This window comes from Acinetobacter sp. YH12102, from assembly GCF_013419125.1.
In the GTDB taxonomy this organism is placed as follows: domain Bacteria; phylum Pseudomonadota; class Gammaproteobacteria; order Pseudomonadales; family Moraxellaceae; genus Acinetobacter; species Acinetobacter pseudolwoffii.
Genome location: NZ_VPAS01000001.1, coordinates 1 through 17,491 on the forward strand (window position 1 = coordinate 1; position 17,491 = coordinate 17,491).

Sequence of the window (17,491 nt, forward strand, 5' to 3'; positions counted from 1 at the left end):
CGACAATAGCAAGAGTGAACCACCTGATCCCTTCCCGAACTCAGAAGTGAAACCTCTTTGCGCTGATGGTAGTGTGGGGTTACCCATGTGAGAGTAAGTCATCGCCAGCTCATTATTCGAAACACCCTCAAGCCAAGGCTTAGGGGTGTTTTTTTGTGCGCGGGATAATATTATAAGTAGATGAAATTGGGGCAGGTATTTAGATGCTAGATCCAAAAGTAAAATCTGAATAGCCACCGATTTTGTAGACACCTTTTAGTTAGATAAAATGGCTAATTAACGAGGTGCTTATGAGCAGTAAACGATACCCTGAAGAATTCAAAATTGAAGCAGTAAAACAAGTCACTGAGAAAGGTCATAGTGTGGCTGAAGTTGCTACACGTTTAGGAACCACTACACATAGTCTGTATGCTTGGATCAAACGTTATGATCCACAGCAGCCCAAGACAACAGAATCTAGTGATCCAACTACAGAATTAGCGAAATTAAAAAAAGAGCTGCAAAGGGTCACTGAAGAAAGGGACATATTAAAAAAGGCCGCGGTGTACTTCGCAAGCCAGTCCAAATGAGGTACGCCTTTATTCGGGACAACCAACATATATGGTCTGTTCGTCGTTTATGTTCAACGTTAGATGTTCATCACAGTGGTTATTACGCCTGGTTAAAGAAACCTACCAGTATAACTGCGAGGAAGCGGCAACAGCTTTCAGGATTAATTAAACAGTTCTGGTTGGAATCTGGCGGAGTCTACGGTTATCGCAAGATTCATTGTGATTTGAAAGACGTTGGCGAAAGTTGCGGTATCAATCGAGTACATCGACTCATGAAGGCGAATGGTCTCAAGTCACAGCGTGGCTATCGCAAACCTAGAGCTAATGTTAGTACTCCATCGATTGTGGCTCGAAATACTTTAGACAGACAGTTTAACCCCACCCAGCCCAACCAGTTGTGGGTGACTGACATCACTTATATTCGCACTCATGAAGGATGGCTGTATCTTGCAGTAGTAATCGACCTATTCTCACGGCTAGTCGTTGGCTGGTCTATGAAGTCGAGAATCACAACAGATCTGGTTTTAGATGCTCTACTGATGGCTTTGTGGCGAAGAAGCCCAAAGAACAAAGTCCTGATTCATTCTGATCAAGGTAGCCAATACACCAGTCATGAATGGCAGACATTTCTCAAGCATCACAACCTTGAAAGCAGTATGAGCCGGCGTGGAAACTGCCATGATAATGCTGTTGCTGAGAGCTTCTTTCAGCTGTTAAAGCGAGAGAGGATCAAGAAGAAAATCTATGTGACAAGAACTGAAGCAAGGTCGGATATCTTTGAATATATAGAGATGTTCTATAACTCAAAACGCAGACATGGTTCCAATGGTCAGCGTTCTCCATTAGATTATGAAAAGGCCCATCAAAAGATGGTTATGTGTGTCTAGAATTTTGGTGGCTATTCAATCAAAGCCATTCAAATACTATAAAACGAGTCTCTGCTGTTGCTGCAAATATATCTGTTTACTTTTCTATGCTGAATTTCTGTGAAGACTTGTGTATTGTGATATTAATTTAGAGAATAAAAAAGCGTGGAGAGGATGATGGTAGCGCAATTTAAAATAAAAATTTTACTCAGTTGTTGTGCTTTGGCATTGACTGCCTGTCATGCCGATAACTCATCTTCTGGCAGTATTCAAGAGGCTTCCACCTCATCTTCTAAATCTGAAGCTACAGCCTCAAATGTACAAAAATATAAGATCGCACAGGTGGCACAATTTAATGAGCCGTGGGCAATTGCATCACTCAAAGATGGCCGTTTACTGATTACCGAACGTAAAGGAAAATTACAACTTTTTGATCCACGTACCAAGCAGAAAGTCGAAGTTAAAGGTATTCCTCAAGTTGCCTATGGTGGCCAAGGAGGCTTGGGTGAAGTCGCTTTACATCCGGATTTTGCAAACAATCAGTGGGTCTATCTCAGCTATGCTGAACAAGGTCAGGGTGGCTATGGCGCAGTGGTGATCCGTGGCAAACTGGATTTAAACCAGACTACCCCTCAATTGACTCAAATTGAACGGATCTGGACTCAAGTCCCTAAATTTTCAGGGCAGGGACATTATGCACACCGGATTGTATTTGGACCGGATGGCAAGCTCTGGATCGGTTCAGGGGAACGGCAGCAATTTACTCCAGCACAGGATATGCAGTCCAATGCCGGTAAAATTATTCGTTTAAATGATGACGGTTCAATTCCTGCTGATAATCCTTTTATGAATCAGGGTAAAATTGCCCAGCAGATCTGGAGTCTTGGACACCGCAATCCTTTAGGCATGGCTTTTGATCCACAGGGGCAGTTCTGGGTGATTGAAATGGGTCCCAAAGGTGGGGATGAGCTGAATAAGATCATCAAAGCTAAAAATTATGGTTATCCAGTGGTGTCAAATGGTGATCATTATGATGGCAAGCCCATTCCCGACCATGCTACTCGCCCGGAATTTGAAGCGCCAGCACTGGATTGGACGCCGGTCATTTCTCCTTCAGATCTGTTGTTTTATACAGGAAATGTATTTCTACAATGGAAAAATAAAGCGATCACGACTGGTTTGTCTTCCAAGGCGCTTGTGATTGTGGATACGACACAGAATCCGGTCAAAGAAGTCCAGCGTGTGGATATGAAGGAGCGGATTCGTGGCGCGATTCAGGCCAGTGATGGTACGCTTTGGATAATTCAGGATGGCACGCAAGCCAAGTTATTAAAAATGACAGCACCTTAATCCTTTGTTTGAAAGGCTGCATTTGAACATGAAATATCGAGCGAGGCAGAATGCTCATGATCTGCTGACGATCTGAATAAATTTTTTTTAAAGATGATCCTGATATGAAAGAAAAAGGCCTCGACATTCTGTGAAGGCCTTTTCATATTCTGGCAAAGGTATAATGTCTGTTACACCGATCAGCATCCTGCTTGGTGAATATTTTTATTTTTCTGATAAGACTGCCTGTCTTGGTATGACTCGAATATAGCCCGAAGTAGTGTAGCCCAATAGGGCATTTAACTGCATCGATTATAGGTCAAAGCTGACAGGTGAATTTCAAAAATAGCAGTGAAAGAATGATTATTATTTTTATTCAATGAATCATTGAATACAACCTGAATATTTCTCTTGATCAGGATAAATTTTTGACTAGCCAGATCCTGAATACTAAGCCTACTCTGTATCAGCAGATTATAAAAAGTCTAGGGGAAATAACTATTCTTGCAAATCATATTTTGATGCATACAGATCACGATCTAAGCTTAAAAACAAAAAAGCCTCAACATCCTGTTGAGGCTTTTCTGGATTTGCTTCTCAGATCTGACTCCTGTCTAATCTGTCAACGTCCTGTTGATTTGCGCTTGTTATTGTTGTCGTATCGCTTTGCAGACGTCCTGTCTGTCTATGTAGTGACTATAGTCCTAACTAAGCGTAGTACATAGCCGCTATATGCAGCGGTCGCTGTAGGCGAAAACCTACGATGCTGTCGGCTAAAGTCTCAAGCACTGACATACTGAATTAATTTATCTACTACTACTTTTAGATTTTTAGTATCAAATTCATTGCCCTGGAACGAATAATCCTTATTTCTTGCGAAGATGTCACGGATTTCAATCACGGCATTGGTATCGATCAGTCCAAGTTGAGTCCCGACCTGACGAATCTGGTCTATTGAACGTGAACCGTTGGTGACACCATAACCAATATAGGCTGCCGGTTTGCCTTGCCATTCCTTGGCAAGGTAATCCAGCGCATTTTTTAGCGCAGGGCTGTAGCCATGATTATATTCAGGTGTGATAAAAATAAAGGCATCGCCGCGCGCAATTTTGTCTGCCCAGTCTTGCTGTTTGGGCTGATCATAGATCCCGGTCAGTGGCGGATGAGCACCGCTAAAGAGTGGAAGAGCCCATTCTTTTAAATCGACAATTTCAATTTCAAGCGTACTAAAACCATAGCTTTTAATTTCCTGTAGTACCCAGTGCGCCACTTTAAGCGCGGTACGCCCCTCACGTACACTGCCGACCACAATATAAATTTTCATACCTATTCCTTTCTGGGTTTCTTATCATCCAATTAAATTAATCAGATTTCAGAGAGGTGACTAGAGATGATTTGTATCCTGAGTATAAAAAAGCTCCCGAAGGAGCTTTTAAAAATCATGCGATTAGCAGATGTTTTACATCAACTTTAGGCCTTGCTGACCGGCAGGGGTTACTTTAAAGATTTCCACTTCAAAGGTGATGTTCTTGCCTGCCAGTGGATGGTTAAAGTCCACTTCGGTGATGTCATCATTGACTGAACGTACCACACCATACAAGGTCGCCTTGGCTTTGTCTTCAAACTCGATCATGTGACCCTCGATCGGACGTTCTCCAAACTTCACCGTATCGAACTTCTGGATGTTTTCCGGATTCCACGGACCAAAAGCATCTTCCGGAGGCAGACTTACAGTACGACGGTCACCGGCACGTAAACCAAACAGTGCTTTTTCAAAGCCTGGCAATAAATTACCATCGCCAATCGTGAGGCTGACCGGGGCTTCACGGCTACGGGTATTGTCAATTTCTACACCATTTTCGATCGCGACAGAAAAATGCAGCTCGACCTTAGAGCCGTCTGCAACCCGGGTTTCTTCATTAGGATGAATAAAATCAGTCATGTTGTGCTTGCGCCCGTTGAATTCGATGTTTTTCTAAGAAAAAGGTATCAATTAGCATCAGAATAGTGCCAAGCGTGATGGCACTGTCTGCGATATTGAAAGCAGGGAAGTGGCTGTTCTGGTAATACACATGAATAAAATCGACCACATAGCCGAGACTGACCCGGTCGATTAAATTACCGATTGCACCACCCAAAATCAGGGCAATTGCTAGCGGTAAAACCTTCATGTTTTTTGGCATACGCATTAGCCAAAAAACAAAGATCACAGACACAATCCCTGCCAGTGAAGTAAAGAAATAACGTTGCCAACCACCCGCATCGGACAGAAAACTAAAGGCAGCGCCATAGTTATGCAATAGTGTCCAATTTAAAAAGGGCAGCACAGGGATAGGATCTGCATAGTTCAGATTCGTCACTGCAATCCATTTGGTCCATTGATCCAGAATGATCGCCACAATGGCCAGCCCAATCCACCATAAATTATGTGGATAGAACTGGAATAAGCCCTTTTTAGTCTGGGTATTAGGCATATTTTCTCTCTTCGCCTTGGCCTGTAGGAAGGTTAATAATACAACGGCCACAGAGTCCTGGATGTGAGCTATGTGTATTTACATCCGGAAGCACGTGCCAGCAGCGTACACATTTCTCGCCATCTGCCGCAGAGACTTTCACGTTAAGCCCTTCAAGATCTGAGGCTTCACCTTGTGTAGCCTCAAACTCGTTCACGATCACTTGCGAGGTAATCAGAACGAAGCGTAATTCATCATCGAGACGGTCAAGTACGGTTTTCAGTTCTGCTGTTGCCCACAGTTCAACTTTCGCCGACAGGTTCGAGCCGACTGTTTTGGCACCACGTGCAGTTTCAATAAACTTGTTCACGGCCGACTTCACCGCAATCAGGGTTTGCCATTCTGCTTCTGAAATCACGTTGGCTGTAGACGCGACCGGAATGTCATACCATTCAGTGGTGAATACATATTTCTCTGATTGCTCAGGAATAAGTGGCCAAGCTTCTTGTGCAGTAAAGCTCAGGATCGGTGCCATCCAGCGCACAAAGGCCTGTACCAGATGATACAACGCAGTTTGTGCAGAATGACGCGCTTTTGAGTCCGCTTTGGTGGTGTATTGACGGTCTTTGATGATGTCGAGGTAGAAACCACCGAGGTCGTTGATACAGAAGTTAGTTAATGCGCTGGTCACGATATGGAAGTTCATATCTTCATAAGCTTGCTGAACGGTTTTCTGAACTTCCGCTGCACGTTGCAGGATGTATTGATCCAGTGCAATCAACTGATCGACTGGTAATGCATCTGTTGAAGGTTTGAAGCCATTCAAGTTGGCTAACAAGAAACGCAAGGTGTTACGGATACGACGATAACCATCGGATGCACGGCTAAAGATTTCTTTACCCGCGGTCATTTCATAACGGTAATCTGCAGAGGCGATCCAGAAACGTAAGCCGTCTGCACCCATATCTTTAATGATGTCTTGCGGTGTGATTACATTACCGATCGATTTCGACATCTTACGGCCTTTTTCATCGACCACGAAACCGTGAGTCAGCAAGCCTTTATACGGTGCGCGTTCATTGATGGCAATCGAGGTCAATAACGATGACTGGAACCAGCCACGGTGCTGGTCTGAACCTTCAAGATACAAATCAGCAGGATCAGTTAAGTCTTCACGTTCACGCAGTACCGCATAATGGGTGGTACCAGAGTCGAACCAAACGTCTAGCGTATCGCGTACAGCATTGTATTGCTCCGCGTCTGCACCGATGAATTCAGATGCATCACGGTTGTACCAACCATCAATGCCTTCTTGTTCAATCAGTTTTGCTACGATTTCGATCAATTCAGGTGTACGTGGGTGCAATTCATTGGTGTCTTTATGTACGAAGAACGGAATTGGCACGCCCCAAGTACGTTGACGTGAAATACACCAGTCCGGACGACCTTCGATCATGGCCTGAATTCGATTTTTACCCCAATCTGGAACGAATTGGATGTCATTTTCAATCGCATTCAACGCGCCCTGACGCAGGCCTTTGGCATCCATGCTGATAAACCATTGTGGTGTGGCACGGAAGATAATCGGGGTTTTATGACGCCAGCAATGTGGGTAGCTATGCTTGATTGGCTTATGTGCCCACAGCTTATTGGCTTCACCCAGCGCCGCAATAATTTGTGGATTGGCTTTATAAATGTGCTCACCCGCAAACAGTGGCGAAGTCGGTAAATACACCCCATTTCCGCCGACTGGATTGTCAACTTTCAAGTTGTACAATAAGCCCACTTTATAGTCGTCCACACCATGACCCGGAGCCGTATGTACTGCACCAGTACCACTGGTGGCAATCACGTGCTCGCCCAAAATGACCGGTACCTGACGATCGCTAATTAAAGGATGTTGCAGAACAAGATGTTCAAGTTTGCTACCGCTAAAGCCTGCAATTACTTCGAATGAAGTAAAACCATAACGCTCAGTTGCCGATTCCACCAGATCTTTGGCCAGGATAAAGTTTTGCACCGGCTTTTCGTCACCACGTGCTTTAACCAGTTGATACTCAATTTCGGCATGTACAGCAACGGCCTGGTTGGCAGGTAGTGTCCAAGGCGTGGTGGTCCAGATGACGATGTCTGTTGAATCACTAACAGTTACACCCAAACGTGCAGATAAATCCGCTAAATCAACCACCGTAAAACCGACATCAATGGCATCTGATTTTTTATCTTCATATTCAACTTCAGCTTCAGCGAGCGACGAACCACAGTCCAGACACCAGTTCACCGGTTTCAGACCCGGCTCGATATGACCGGCTTTAGCAATCGCACCCAATGAACGAACGATGTCGGCTTCCTGTTTGAAGTTCATGGTCAGGTAAGGGTTGTCCCAATCACCGAATACACCCATACGCACGAAGTCTTTCTTTTGCAGTTCAACTTGGGTGTAGGCATATTCACGGCAGGCTTTACGGAAGGTAGAAGCATCTACCTTGACGCCGACTTTACCGACTTTTTCTTCAACTTTGAGTTCGATTGGCAGACCGTGACAGTCCCAGCCCGGTACATAGGGTGCATCAAAACCATCCATCACGCGGCTTTTGATGATGATGTCTTTTAATACTTTATTGACTGCATGACCCAAATGGATTTGACCATTTGCATAGGGAGGGCCGTCATGAAGTACATATTTTTTCTTGCCAATACGCGACGCACGAATCTGCTGATAAATGTTGTCGGCATACCACTCTTCTAACCATTTCGCTTCACGTACTGCCAAATTTGCTTTCATTGCAAATTCAGTACCTGGGAGGTTTAGCGTGGCTTTATAGTCCACTGCATTTTCAGGAGTTTGCTTATCGCTCATGCAAGTCGTCTTCCAATCTAATCAGTTATGTTACTGACACGTTTTACAATAAAAATATGGGATATTAAAAGGGAAATGTAGGATGATTTCGACGAAACTCCAGCAGTTTCTCGACATCATCATCAATTCCGGCTTTTAGCGCTTCAAGCGAAGGATAGTCCTTTTCGCCATGTAAATAGTTTAAGAACGTCACCCGCATTAACAGGCCATACAGATTAGCAGAAACATCCGGAAAATGTACTTCTAATCGCCATTCTGGATGGGCTTGTTTGATGGCTGGGCGTGTTCCCACATGACCCGCACCAAACAGGGCAGTGGGGTCATAACCCGCAATGCCTGTTTTAGTAGCATGATCATGTTTTACTTTATCCCTGAGGGATTCAGTTTCACAGATGACTTCAACCCCATAAATGCCATTCAGACAGGGCTTATGCCGGTTTAGTCGTACATTAATGGTTGGGAAATCAATGGTTCGGCCAATCTGATCGCCGTATTGCACCCGTCCGGTAATGCTATAGGGTCGGCCGAGTAATTTGGCAGCAAGGGCTAAATCGCCTGCTTGTAAAGTTTGACGAATCCGGGTTGAACTGACCCGTTCACCCTCTAAAGCAATGGTGCTTAAATTGGTGACTTGGAAACCATAATTGCGCAGGAATTCGCTATTGCCCTGACGGTTTTTACCGAAGTGAAAGTCATCACCGAGTACCAGATGCTGTGCATTGAGTTTGTCTTTTAAAATATCGGCAAAGGCTTCTGCAGTCAGGCTGCGAAAAGTATGATCGAATTTCGCCACCGCAATATAGTCCACACCGAGTTCAGTCAGGTATTCGACTTTTTCACGTAAGGATGAAATCCGCGGTGGGGCTTCATAACCCTTAAAATATTCAAGCGGTTGCGGCTCAAAAATCATTACAACAGATTTTAAGCCCTGTGCTTCAGCCACTTGTTGCAGCTGACGGATCATCGCCTGATGACCTAAATGCACGCCGTCAAAATTGCCGATTGTCACGGCCGTTTTGGGTAGTTCAGAATGAGATGCTAAAGCATTTAGACGGAGCAGCTGCATGGGCAAATCAAGTGCTTGGAAATATCGAGAGGCTATATATTGCCATAATCTCGCCGTTTCGTCTTGTTGTTGTGTTTTTATGCAATATTTTTCTTGAAAATTCATTTTCCTGAATATCAAATCAGATTGTTTTTCGACGCTTTAAATGGATCCGATCAGCGCATTCCTGCTTTTCATTCAGCGAATTTTGCTTTCTAATGTCAGCGCTTTTCTTTGTATTTTTCTTTATATCAGGTATTTCAAATGTCCAATCTGGCACTCATCATGGCGCTACCCAATGAATCAAAAGGCTTGTTTGAAGCTCAAGGCATAAATGTGCATTACAGCGGAATTGGTAAAGTGAACGCAGCCTTTAAAGCCTTCGAGGTGATTCAAAAAACGGGCTGCAAAACCTTGCTGAATTTGGGTACAGCCGGCAGCTCGCATTTTAATGCTCATGACCTGATTGAAGTCAGTCAGTTTGTACAGCGTGATATGGATGTTTCACCACTCGGTTTTGAAGTCGGCGTAACACCCATGGATCAGGATTATCCTGCCGCGATTGAACTGGAGGCTTTCTTTGAACATTTACCCAAAGGAATTTGCGGGACAGGCGACAGTTTTGAAACCGGTAGTGCGAAAGTGCCATGTCATCTGGTCGATATGGAAGGTTATGCCCTGGCAAAAGTGTGTAAGAAGCTCGGTGTTCGCCTGATTTCAGTCAAGTATATTACGGATGGGGCCAATGAGACTGCGCATCTGGACTGGGAGGAAAACCTGTTACTGGGTGCGAAAAAGTTATTAGATTTATATCGAATGGTAAAATAAGAGAGAAGGGTAAGTTTGCTCGGCGACCATAGCAGCTATGGTCGTATGCCAATCAGAAGCGCTTGCTTATTTATCCGTACGTGGAATTACGCCGTATAACATCATATTGACCGTATGCTGGATAATGCGTTGCTGCATACTGCGGTTACGCAAGGTTTTCCCTGTCACCATTTCCATCTGGGTCGAAAAATCTGCATAGTTCTGGGTAAGGGCCCAAATATTCAGAATCAGCAATTCAGGATCGATATCTGCTGAAATCTTGCCCTGTTCCTGCCAGTTAGAAATGACTTTGGCTTTACGCTTCACCAGTTTCTTTAGTGGGCCTTTTAAAATTTCCAGTATATGCGGTGCGCCTTGGATCACCTCTAAAGCAAACAAACGAGATGCTTTAGGCTGGGTACGCGATACTTCAATTTTTTGCATTAAATAGTTGGTAATCGCTTCTTCAGGCTCAAGTTCGGCCTCAAGGGTTTGTAAAGGTGCCAGCCATTTTTGTAGAACGGTGGTCAATACCTCTACATAGAGGGCTTCTTTATTTTCATAATAATAGAAAATATTCGACTTATGCATTTCTGCAATCTGTGCAATTTCATCTAGACTTGCCCCATTAAAACCGTACAGGGAAAATACATCTAGTGCAGCATTCAGCAGCTGGTTGCGTTTTTGAGTACTCTTTTTTTGTTCCATTAGCAAATATAAAAAACAATGAAAAAATGGGAATCCTCAATTGTACGGCAAATCATCAGATTTGTGCACACAGTCCATGGCTAATTTTTTGAATAATGATGATTTATTCTCTAGATCAATATTTAAAATGGCTTAAATGCATCAAGCCAGAGCAAAAAATGCAAGTTTATGAAAATACTTAAATTATTGAAATATTTTTATTTTGAAATAGAGTCAAAAAATGAATGCTTTTATGACCCAGATTAGCCTGCAGTTTTAAATTCAGCTCAGGACTTGGCTTGAAGATGAAACCCAAAACTCCCCTATTCTGGGCTTCATCGGATATTTAGGTGGCCAAAACTGCCTGTAAGACTTGCTGTTCCAGTTCTGCAAATTTCAGACTTTTTTGCCGTGGACGTGGCAAGCCAACCCGAAACTCTTTGGCAATATGACCCTTATCCAGCAGGATAATCCGGTCTGCCAGTTGCACTGCCTCACTGACATCATGAGTCACCAGAATCGCGGTAAAGCCTTGCTCGGTCCATAAGCGTTCGATCAGGTTTTGCATCTCCAGACGTGTCAGGGCATCCAGGGCGCCGAGTGGTTCATCCAGCAGCAGAATACGGGGCTGATGCGATAATGCACGTGCTAGGGCCGTCCGTTGACGTTGACCGCCAGACAACTGTGATGGCCACAGCCCGGCTTTTTCTTTTAAGCCCACTTTTTCCAGCATGTGTGAAGCTTTGGCATGTTGCTCTTTGCCGAGGCCTAATTGTACATTCTGTTCGATGCTACGCCATGGCAGCAGGCGCGGGTCTTGAAACATCACCCGAATATCATCTGCAGTAATTCCTTCACGGATATGCCGTGCGGATTTAAACTTGATTTCGCCATAACTCTGTTTTTCCAGATCAGCAATCAGGCGCAAAAGGGTACTTTTACCACAACCACTACGACCGACAATCGCTAGAAATTCGCCCGGTTGAATATGCAGATCCAGATCTTCCAGAACTTTGACTGAACCATAAAATTTGTGCAATTGTTCAATAATGATTTCGGCACCAAGGGCTGCATTCGGATTGATATCTTTCGCAGGTTGCTCGGGTGGTGCAATCGGGTCATTGACATGACGCCCTAAACTCAGATCAGTCATCACATGCTCTCATTTATTCTTTATTTTTGATAGCCGGCATGCCAGCGCAACAGGAATCGCTCTAAGGCCACGGCCAGAACATCGGCCAGTTTGCCAAGCAGGGCATACAGTAAAATACCCACCAAGACCACGTCAGTTTGCAAAAATTCACGTGCATTCATGGTCATATAACCAATACCAGACTGAGCAGAAATAGTTTCGGCAACGATTAACAGTACCCAGACCAGACCTAGAGAAAAACGCAGTCCGACCATAATTGACGGCATCGCACCCGGCAGAATAATTTCTTTATACAGTTGCCAGCGAGTTAAGCCGTAGCTTTTGCCCATCTCGATCAATTGCGGATCGACGGAACGAATCCCATGATAGGTATTGATATAAATCGGGAAAAATACCCCAATCGCTACCAGAAACAATTTGGCAGATTCATCAATCCCGAACCATAAAATCACGAGGGGAATAAGTGCCAGTGCAGGAATATTGCGGATCATCTGCAAGGTGGTATCGAGCAGGGTAGAGGCAGTTCTGGATGAGCCATTTAACAGGCCCAGTAATAGGCCCAAACCACCACCCACCAGTAAGCCACTGATGGCACGCCCCGCACTGACTTGCACATTCGTCCATAGCTCACCGCTGAGCAATAAATTCCAGAAGGCTAAAACCACTGCACTCGGTGCAGGCAGAATCCGGCTTTCCAGCAGGCCTGTACTAGAGGCAATCTGCCAAATCGCAATCAAAAAAATTGGAACCAGCCAGGGCAGCAGATGCTGCCCCAGAATTGTTCCACGTGAAACCTGCTTTTGGGCCAGGGTTTCAACGGAAACGACTTTTGACATTAAGCAGACTCCTTAATTTTCTCAGCCTGCTTGTTCTCGTCCGGTGTATAGTTGTTCGCCACGATTTCACCAAATGGACCGGTCAAGTTTGGTTGAGTGAGTTTTTGCTGGGTTTCCAGTGGAAGTAAAGGGAATACCAGTTCGGCAAAACGGATTGATTCTTCCAGATGTGGATAGCCTGAGAAAATAAAGGTGCTAATTCCCAGAGCTGCATATTCCTGGATACGTGCAGCGACAGTTTCCGGATCGCCGACCAGTGCCGTACCTGCACCACCACGAACCAGACCTACGCCTGCCCACAGGTTCGGAGAAACTTCGAGTTTACTGCGATCGCCATTGTGCAGTTCTGCCATACGGCGCTGACCGACCGAGTCCATGGATTTGAATTTGGCTTGGGCTGCAGCGATAGTGGCATCATCCACATACTGAATCAGTTCTTCAGCCGCCGCCCAGGCCTGCTCATTGGTTTCGCGTACGATCACGTGTAAACGGATCCCGTAATTCAATTCACGACCTTTAGCTGCGGCCTTGGCTTTTACCACTGCAATTTTTTCTTTGACTGCGGCCGGTGGCTCGCCCCAGGTCAGGTAAGTGTCGACCTGATCCGTAGCCAGTTCAATGGCATCATCTGATGAACCGCCAAACCATAAAGGCGGATGTGGTTGCTGGATTGGTGGATACAGCAATTTTGCCTCGTCGACACTTAAGCGTTCGCCATGGAAGCTAAAGCTTTCACCGGTATGTGAGCGTTTTAAAATTTCACGCCAGATGGTGGTGTATTCGGTCGCCGTTTTATAACGGGTTGTGTGATCTTCATAGACGCCATCACCTTTTAGCTCCTGCTCGTCACCGCCAGTCACCAGATTCAGCAGTACTCGGCCATTAGACAAGCGGTCAAAGGTCGCGGCCATACGTGCAGCCAGTGCCGGCGTGGTCACGCCTGGACGCAATGCCACCAGGAATTTTAATTTTTTGGTCGCATCAATCAGGCTGGCTGCAGTTAACCATGGATCTTCACAAGAACGGCCAGTCGGAATCAGGACACCTTCATAACCTAAGTTATCTACCGCAACGGCAATCTGCTTCATGTAGGCATGATCTACAACACGTGCGCCCTTGCTGGTGCCTAAGTAACGACTGTCGCCATGAGTGGGGATAAACCAGAAAATTTTCATGTAATATTCCTTAAATTAAATGATCTTGTTTGCTCATCAATGTGTGGCCGCTGGCGACCAGATCTGTTGCTGGACGCTGATGGTTTTGGGAATCAGTTGAACCTGCTGGAAGAGATCGGCAATATTCTGTTGAGCTTTGATCACTTCCGTCGTTAATGGTTGTACCGGCGAAGGTTTAAGACGACGCTCAAATGCAATCTTCGCTACATCCGGTTTCAGACCGGTACTTTTCTGATAAATATCTAGAGCTACAGCCTGGTTTTTAAGAATCCACTGGTCAGATGCATTTAAAGCCTGGATAAACTTCCCGGGGCTATCCGGATGCTTCTGAATAAATTCGGGATTGCCGATATAAAAGGAGTAGGTTTGTGGAAAGTCACTAGATTCAATCAGCACCTTAACCTTGCTGTCGAACTCGGCTGCACCCAGGAAGGGATCCCAGATTGCCCAGGCATCAATGGCTTTTTTGTCAAAAGCAGCACGTGCATCCGCAGGGGGAAGCCAGACGGCTTGAATCTCTGACCAGCTTAATCCGGCTTTTTCCAGGGTTTTGGCCAGAAGTTCATGGGCACTTGAACCTTTCTGCACCGCGATCCGTTTTCCTTTCAATTGTTGAATATTTTGAATGGCACTGTCTTTCGGCACGACCACGGCCAAAGAATTTCCCGCCACTTTTTCAAAGGCCACGTAGCTCAGGGCTTTGTCTGCCGCCTGTGCAAAAATAGGCGGAGTATTTCCCACATAGCCATAATCCACTGCACCGACTGCTAAGGCTTCCAGCATTTGTGGGCCTGCCGGAAACTCTTTCCATTCAATTTTGGCATTGGGAAATTGTTGTTCTAACAGCTTTTCATCACGTGCCACCAGCAGATTTAAGGCTGATTTCTGAAAGCCAATCGCAATGGTTTTAACTTGTTGCGCTGACGTGGTTTCTGCGGCAGCCGTTTGCTGTGGTTCCTGTTTCTGGCAGCCAGTCAGACTAAAGCTCAATAGCGCTAAGCTGATATAAGAAACTGTTTTTATATGACTCATCTTTATTCTCGAATTATTCTGCTGTTATTTAATAATTGCTGCATCAATATTCAGCTTTTGTGGAATCAGCTGCTGCGCATAAAACGCATCGGCGACCTGTTGCTGTTTTTGAATCACGTCAGTCGTGAGGGGTTTAACACCGAAGCCCATGCGTGAAATAGAGGTTTTTAAGACATCGACGGCTAGACCTGTCGGTTTTTGCAGGAGCTGAGCGGCAGCGTCCTGATTTTTTGCGACCCAGTCCGTGGTCAGGTTTAGTTCATTGACAACCGCCTGTACCACCTGAGGATGGCTTTCTGCGAACTTGCGATCTGCCAGATAGAATTGGTGGTTGCTCACCACATTTTCACCGCTGGCAATGACACGTGCACCAATCTGATGTTCAGCAGCTGCAAAGAAAGGATCCCAGATCACCCAGGCATCGACTGCACCACGTTCAAACGCAGCACGTGCATCGGAAGGTGGTAAATAAATTACTTCAATATCACCGAGTGTCAGCTTGTTGGCTTCCAGAACTTTTAATAGCAGGTAATGCACGTTTGAACCTTTGTTCAGGGCCACCCGTTTACCTTTCAGATCCTGAATGGACTGGATTGTTGAATCTTTCGGTACAATTAAGGCTTCGGCCTTAGGTGCTTGCGGCTGATTGGCCACATAGACCAGATTTGAGTTGGCCGCCTGAGCAAAAATTGGCGGTGCTTCACCGGCTTCACCAAAAGAGACGCTGCCGACATTCAGGCCTTCAAGCAATTGCGGGCCAGCCGGAAATTCTACCCATTTCACATTGACCCCTTGCTGTTTTAAGCTGGTTTCCAGGGTACCGCGTTCTTTTAAAATCGGTAATACGCCGTATTTTTGGAAACCGATATTCAGGGTAATGGTCTCTTCTTTTTTCGAGCAGCCTGAAAGCATCATGACACCCGCCATCGCAGTACCGAGTACCGCAGTCTTTGTTAAAAACTGAACATGAGATTGGCGCATGAATCAAAACTCCCGAAAGTGAAAAACTAGTGAATGAAAACTTAGACACACGCTAATCGTTTTTGTTTTTCTAAAAAAATAACTATTCAGGAATTTCTAATGAAGAAAAAAGATAAATAAAAAAGCGCAAAACTTATGCAGAAAAGTGATTTATATAAAAATAAAGATTTAATATTTAAATTAATCAAGATTATGAAATTTATAGTTATTTTTTTAAATCTAATCTGTTGATATGTTTAGCTAAAAACCAGTAATAGAATTTTAAAATTTAAATCGAGATTGCCAGATATCTTTATCTGAAATTAAGCTAAAGCACTGAAAGAAAAAGCCACTTTAAAGTGACTTTTTGCAAACAATTGAATTACGTTGATAATTATAAAAAGCCTGACGGGCATCCGGCAGGTCATCGACTGAAGCCGGTTCAAAGCCCTGTTCCAGAAACCAGTGTGCAGTGCGGGTGGTTAAAATAAACAGTTGCTGGATCTGCATGCTTTTGGCTTTTTCTTCAAGATAATGCAGGATCTGGCTGCCCCGATTAGACTTGCGATAACTTGGATGTACCGCAACACAGGCAATTTCTGCAGAACGCAATTCATCACCCGTCGTCGGAATCGGATAAAGGGCGGCACAGGCTAGAATCATGCCGTCCCGTTCGATTACGGCAAACTGGTTGATTTCATTTTCCAGACGTTCACGGGAGCGATAGACCAGAATGCCTTCTTCTTCCAGTGGACGCAGCAAACCGATCAGGCCGCCAACATCCTGAATATCGGCCATCCGCACTTCTTCATAATGCGCGTCGGTGACCAGAGTTCCGGAACCATCCCGGGTGAACAGCTCTTCCAGCAGGGCACCATCATAGGCATAAGAAATCAGATGCACCCGATGTACGCCGTTCATTGAGGCTTCCTGTGCGGCTTTCACTTGTAGTCCTCTTTCAAGCGCATCTTGTTCGACCGGAATAAAATCATCCAGTTGTTGCGGTGTCACTTCGCGTTTGAGTTGGCCGTTACTGTCCATCAGACCATGCTGCTTACCGAGAAAAATCAGTTTATCTGCCTTAAGGCGAATCGCAGTTTTGGTAGCAACTTCTTCAGCCAGCAGATTAAAAACTTCTCCGGTAGTGGAATAACCGGTCGGGCCAAGCACCACAATATTATGATTGTCCAGATGGCGCTGAATCGCGTCAGTATCAACTGCACGCACTTCACCGGTCAGCTGAAAATCGATACCGTCGCGGATGCCATACGGCTTGGCGGTGACAAAATTCCCTGAAACGGTATCAATCCGGGCGCCATACATCGGCGAATTGGCCAGTCCCATAGACAGCAGTGCTTCAATTTGTAGGCGGATCGAACCGACGGCATTCATCACGCAGCTTAAAGATTCACGTGTGGTGACCCGACGCTGCTGGTAAAAAGGCGTCGTAATCTGGCTTTGAGCCAGATTCTGGTTAATTTGCGGACGTGCACCATGTACCAGAATCAGCCGAATGCCCAAAGAATGTAATAAAGCAATATCGTGAATAATATGCTGAAAGTTATCATTTAAGACGGCTTCGCCATCAAACATGATTACAAAGGTTTTATTGCGGTGCGCATTGATATAAGGCGCAGAATGGCGAAACCAGTGCACATATTGCAAAGTTGTGCTTTGTGACGTTTCTGCTGGAGTCATGCTGTGCCCATTTCAATGATTGAAGATCCAGCTTTGATT

The 17,491-nt window shown here is 45.1% G+C and carries 15 protein-coding genes and 1 rRNA gene; 4 read left to right on the forward strand and 12 right to left on the reverse strand.

Going from position 1 to position 17,491, the window contains the following annotated elements; all coding sequences use genetic code 11:
* From rrf to FTU42_RS00015, 3 genes are all read left to right on the forward strand, one after another.
* Positions 1 to 110, forward strand: a 5S ribosomal RNA gene (gene rrf / locus FTU42_RS00005); the annotation flags it as partial.
* 180 nt (positions 111 to 290) lie between these two features.
* A protein-coding gene (locus FTU42_RS00010) for an IS3 family transposase (protein WP_100358110.1) occupies positions 291 to 1,438 on the forward strand; the annotation gives its coding sequence in 2 pieces (ribosomal slippage) (positions 291 to 537 and positions 537 to 1,438; 1,149 coding nt in all).
* Positions 1,439 to 1,594: 156 nt separating this feature from the next.
* Positions 1,595 to 2,767 (forward strand): PQQ-dependent sugar dehydrogenase, encoded by a 1,173-nt coding sequence (locus FTU42_RS00015; RefSeq protein WP_180082865.1) that lies wholly within the window; start codon positions 1,595 to 1,597, stop codon positions 2,765 to 2,767.
* A gap of 760 nt (positions 2,768 to 3,527) precedes the next feature.
* Here FTU42_RS00015 and FTU42_RS00020 read toward each other — a convergent pair.
* The 5 genes from FTU42_RS00020 to ribF all read right to left on the reverse strand — a co-directional run bounded on the left by FTU42_RS00020 (position 3,528) and on the right by ribF (position 9,125).
* Positions 3,528 to 4,070: an NADPH-dependent FMN reductase gene (locus FTU42_RS00020; RefSeq protein WP_100354971.1), complete on the reverse strand. Its 543-nt coding sequence runs from the start codon at positions 4,068 to 4,070 to the stop codon at positions 3,528 to 3,530.
* A gap of 135 nt (positions 4,071 to 4,205) precedes the next feature.
* A complete protein-coding gene (locus tag FTU42_RS00025; RefSeq protein ID WP_100354970.1) occupies positions 4,206 to 4,688 on the reverse strand; it encodes a peptidylprolyl isomerase in 483 nt (160 codons plus the stop codon).
* Positions 4,681 to 5,220 carry a signal peptidase II gene (lspA, locus tag FTU42_RS00030; protein ID WP_074383807.1) on the reverse strand — a complete coding sequence of 180 codons (540 nt, stop codon included), beginning with the start codon at positions 5,218 to 5,220 and terminating at the stop codon, positions 4,681 to 4,683. The genes FTU42_RS00025 and lspA overlap by 8 nt, the downstream gene beginning before the upstream one ends.
* Positions 5,213 to 8,059, reverse strand: coding sequence for an isoleucine--tRNA ligase (gene ileS / locus FTU42_RS00035; protein WP_180082866.1), 2,847 nt, complete (start codon positions 8,057 to 8,059; stop codon positions 5,213 to 5,215). Before ileS ends, lspA begins: the two co-directional genes overlap by 8 nt.
* 64 nt (positions 8,060 to 8,123) lie before the next feature.
* Positions 8,124 to 9,125: a bifunctional riboflavin kinase/FAD synthetase gene (ribF, locus tag FTU42_RS00040; RefSeq protein ID WP_180082867.1), complete on the reverse strand. Its 1,002-nt coding sequence runs from the start codon at positions 9,123 to 9,125 to the stop codon at positions 8,124 to 8,126.
* A 243-nt stretch (positions 9,126 to 9,368) separates the two neighbouring features.
* Here ribF and FTU42_RS00045 point away from each other — a divergent pair, with 243 nt between their 5' ends.
* On the forward strand, positions 9,369 to 9,932 hold the full coding sequence (locus FTU42_RS00045; RefSeq protein ID WP_005173404.1) for a 5'-methylthioadenosine/S-adenosylhomocysteine nucleosidase: 564 nt from the start codon (positions 9,369 to 9,371) through the stop codon (positions 9,930 to 9,932).
* A gap of 66 nt (positions 9,933 to 9,998) precedes the next feature.
* Here FTU42_RS00045 and FTU42_RS00050 read toward each other — a convergent pair whose 3' ends face one another.
* The 7 genes from FTU42_RS00050 to argA form a co-directional block, all read right to left on the reverse strand.
* Positions 9,999 to 10,619, reverse strand: coding sequence for a TetR family transcriptional regulator C-terminal domain-containing protein (locus tag FTU42_RS00050; RefSeq protein WP_005173402.1), 621 nt, complete (start codon positions 10,617 to 10,619; stop codon positions 9,999 to 10,001).
* A gap of 325 nt (positions 10,620 to 10,944) precedes the next feature.
* On the reverse strand, positions 10,945 to 11,751 hold the full coding sequence (locus FTU42_RS00055) for an ABC transporter ATP-binding protein (protein WP_100329557.1): 807 nt from the start codon (positions 11,749 to 11,751) through the stop codon (positions 10,945 to 10,947).
* Between the two features lie 20 nt (positions 11,752 to 11,771).
* Complete coding sequence (gene ssuC, locus FTU42_RS00060) at positions 11,772 to 12,587, reverse strand: aliphatic sulfonate ABC transporter permease SsuC (RefSeq protein ID WP_180074918.1); 816 nt, start codon at positions 12,585 to 12,587, stop codon at positions 11,772 to 11,774.
* A complete protein-coding gene (gene ssuD, locus FTU42_RS00065; RefSeq protein ID WP_180074919.1) occupies positions 12,587 to 13,762 on the reverse strand; it encodes an FMNH2-dependent alkanesulfonate monooxygenase in 1,176 nt (391 codons plus the stop codon). Before ssuD ends, ssuC begins: the two co-directional genes overlap by 1 nt.
* A 36-nt stretch (positions 13,763 to 13,798) precedes the next feature.
* A complete protein-coding gene (locus tag FTU42_RS00070; RefSeq protein ID WP_004647162.1) occupies positions 13,799 to 14,794 on the reverse strand; it encodes an aliphatic sulfonate ABC transporter substrate-binding protein in 996 nt (331 codons plus the stop codon).
* A 24-nt stretch (positions 14,795 to 14,818) separates the two neighbouring features.
* Complete coding sequence (locus FTU42_RS00075; protein WP_180082868.1) at positions 14,819 to 15,775, reverse strand: sulfonate ABC transporter substrate-binding protein; 957 nt, start codon at positions 15,773 to 15,775, stop codon at positions 14,819 to 14,821.
* A gap of 333 nt (positions 15,776 to 16,108) precedes the next feature.
* Positions 16,109 to 17,452, reverse strand: coding sequence for an amino-acid N-acetyltransferase (gene argA / locus FTU42_RS00080; RefSeq protein WP_114542064.1), 1,344 nt, complete (start codon positions 17,450 to 17,452; stop codon positions 16,109 to 16,111).
* Positions 17,453 to 17,491 lie beyond the last annotated feature (39 nt).

What these genes read in the sequence shown, in the direction of transcription:
- FTU42_RS00015 (WP_180082865.1), top strand. Translation starts at nt 1,595, where the DNA reads ATGGTAGCGCAATTTAAAATAAAAATTTTACTCAGTTGTTGTGCTTTG.
- FTU42_RS00020 (WP_100354971.1), bottom strand. Translation starts at nt 4,070, where the DNA reads ATGAAAATTTATATTGTGGTCGGCAGTGTACGTGAGGGGCGTACCGCG.
- FTU42_RS00025 (WP_100354970.1), bottom strand. Translation starts at nt 4,688, where the DNA reads ATGACTGATTTTATTCATCCTAATGAAGAAACCCGGGTTGCAGACGGC.
- lspA (WP_074383807.1), bottom strand. Translation starts at nt 5,220, where the DNA reads ATGCCTAATACCCAGACTAAAAAGGGCTTATTCCAGTTCTATCCACAT.
- ileS (WP_180082866.1), bottom strand. Translation starts at nt 8,059, where the DNA reads ATGAGCGATAAGCAAACTCCTGAAAATGCAGTGGACTATAAAGCCACG.
- ribF (WP_180082867.1), bottom strand. Translation starts at nt 9,125, where the DNA reads ATGCAGCTGCTCCGTCTAAATGCTTTAGCATCTCATTCTGAACTACCC.
- FTU42_RS00045 (WP_005173404.1), top strand. Translation starts at nt 9,369, where the DNA reads ATGTCCAATCTGGCACTCATCATGGCGCTACCCAATGAATCAAAAGGC.
- FTU42_RS00050 (WP_005173402.1), bottom strand. Translation starts at nt 10,619, where the DNA reads ATGGAACAAAAAAAGAGTACTCAAAAACGCAACCAGCTGCTGAATGCT.
- FTU42_RS00055 (WP_100329557.1), bottom strand. Translation starts at nt 11,751, where the DNA reads ATGACTGATCTGAGTTTAGGGCGTCATGTCAATGACCCGATTGCACCA.
- ssuC (WP_180074918.1), bottom strand. Translation starts at nt 12,587, where the DNA reads ATGTCAAAAGTCGTTTCCGTTGAAACCCTGGCCCAAAAGCAGGTTTCA.
- ssuD (WP_180074919.1), bottom strand. Translation starts at nt 13,762, where the DNA reads ATGAAAATTTTCTGGTTTATCCCCACTCATGGCGACAGTCGTTACTTA.
- FTU42_RS00070 (WP_004647162.1), bottom strand. Translation starts at nt 14,794, where the DNA reads ATGAGTCATATAAAAACAGTTTCTTATATCAGCTTAGCGCTATTGAGC.
- FTU42_RS00075 (WP_180082868.1), bottom strand. Translation starts at nt 15,775, where the DNA reads ATGCGCCAATCTCATGTTCAGTTTTTAACAAAGACTGCGGTACTCGGT.
- argA (WP_114542064.1), bottom strand. Translation starts at nt 17,452, where the DNA reads ATGACTCCAGCAGAAACGTCACAAAGCACAACTTTGCAATATGTGCAC.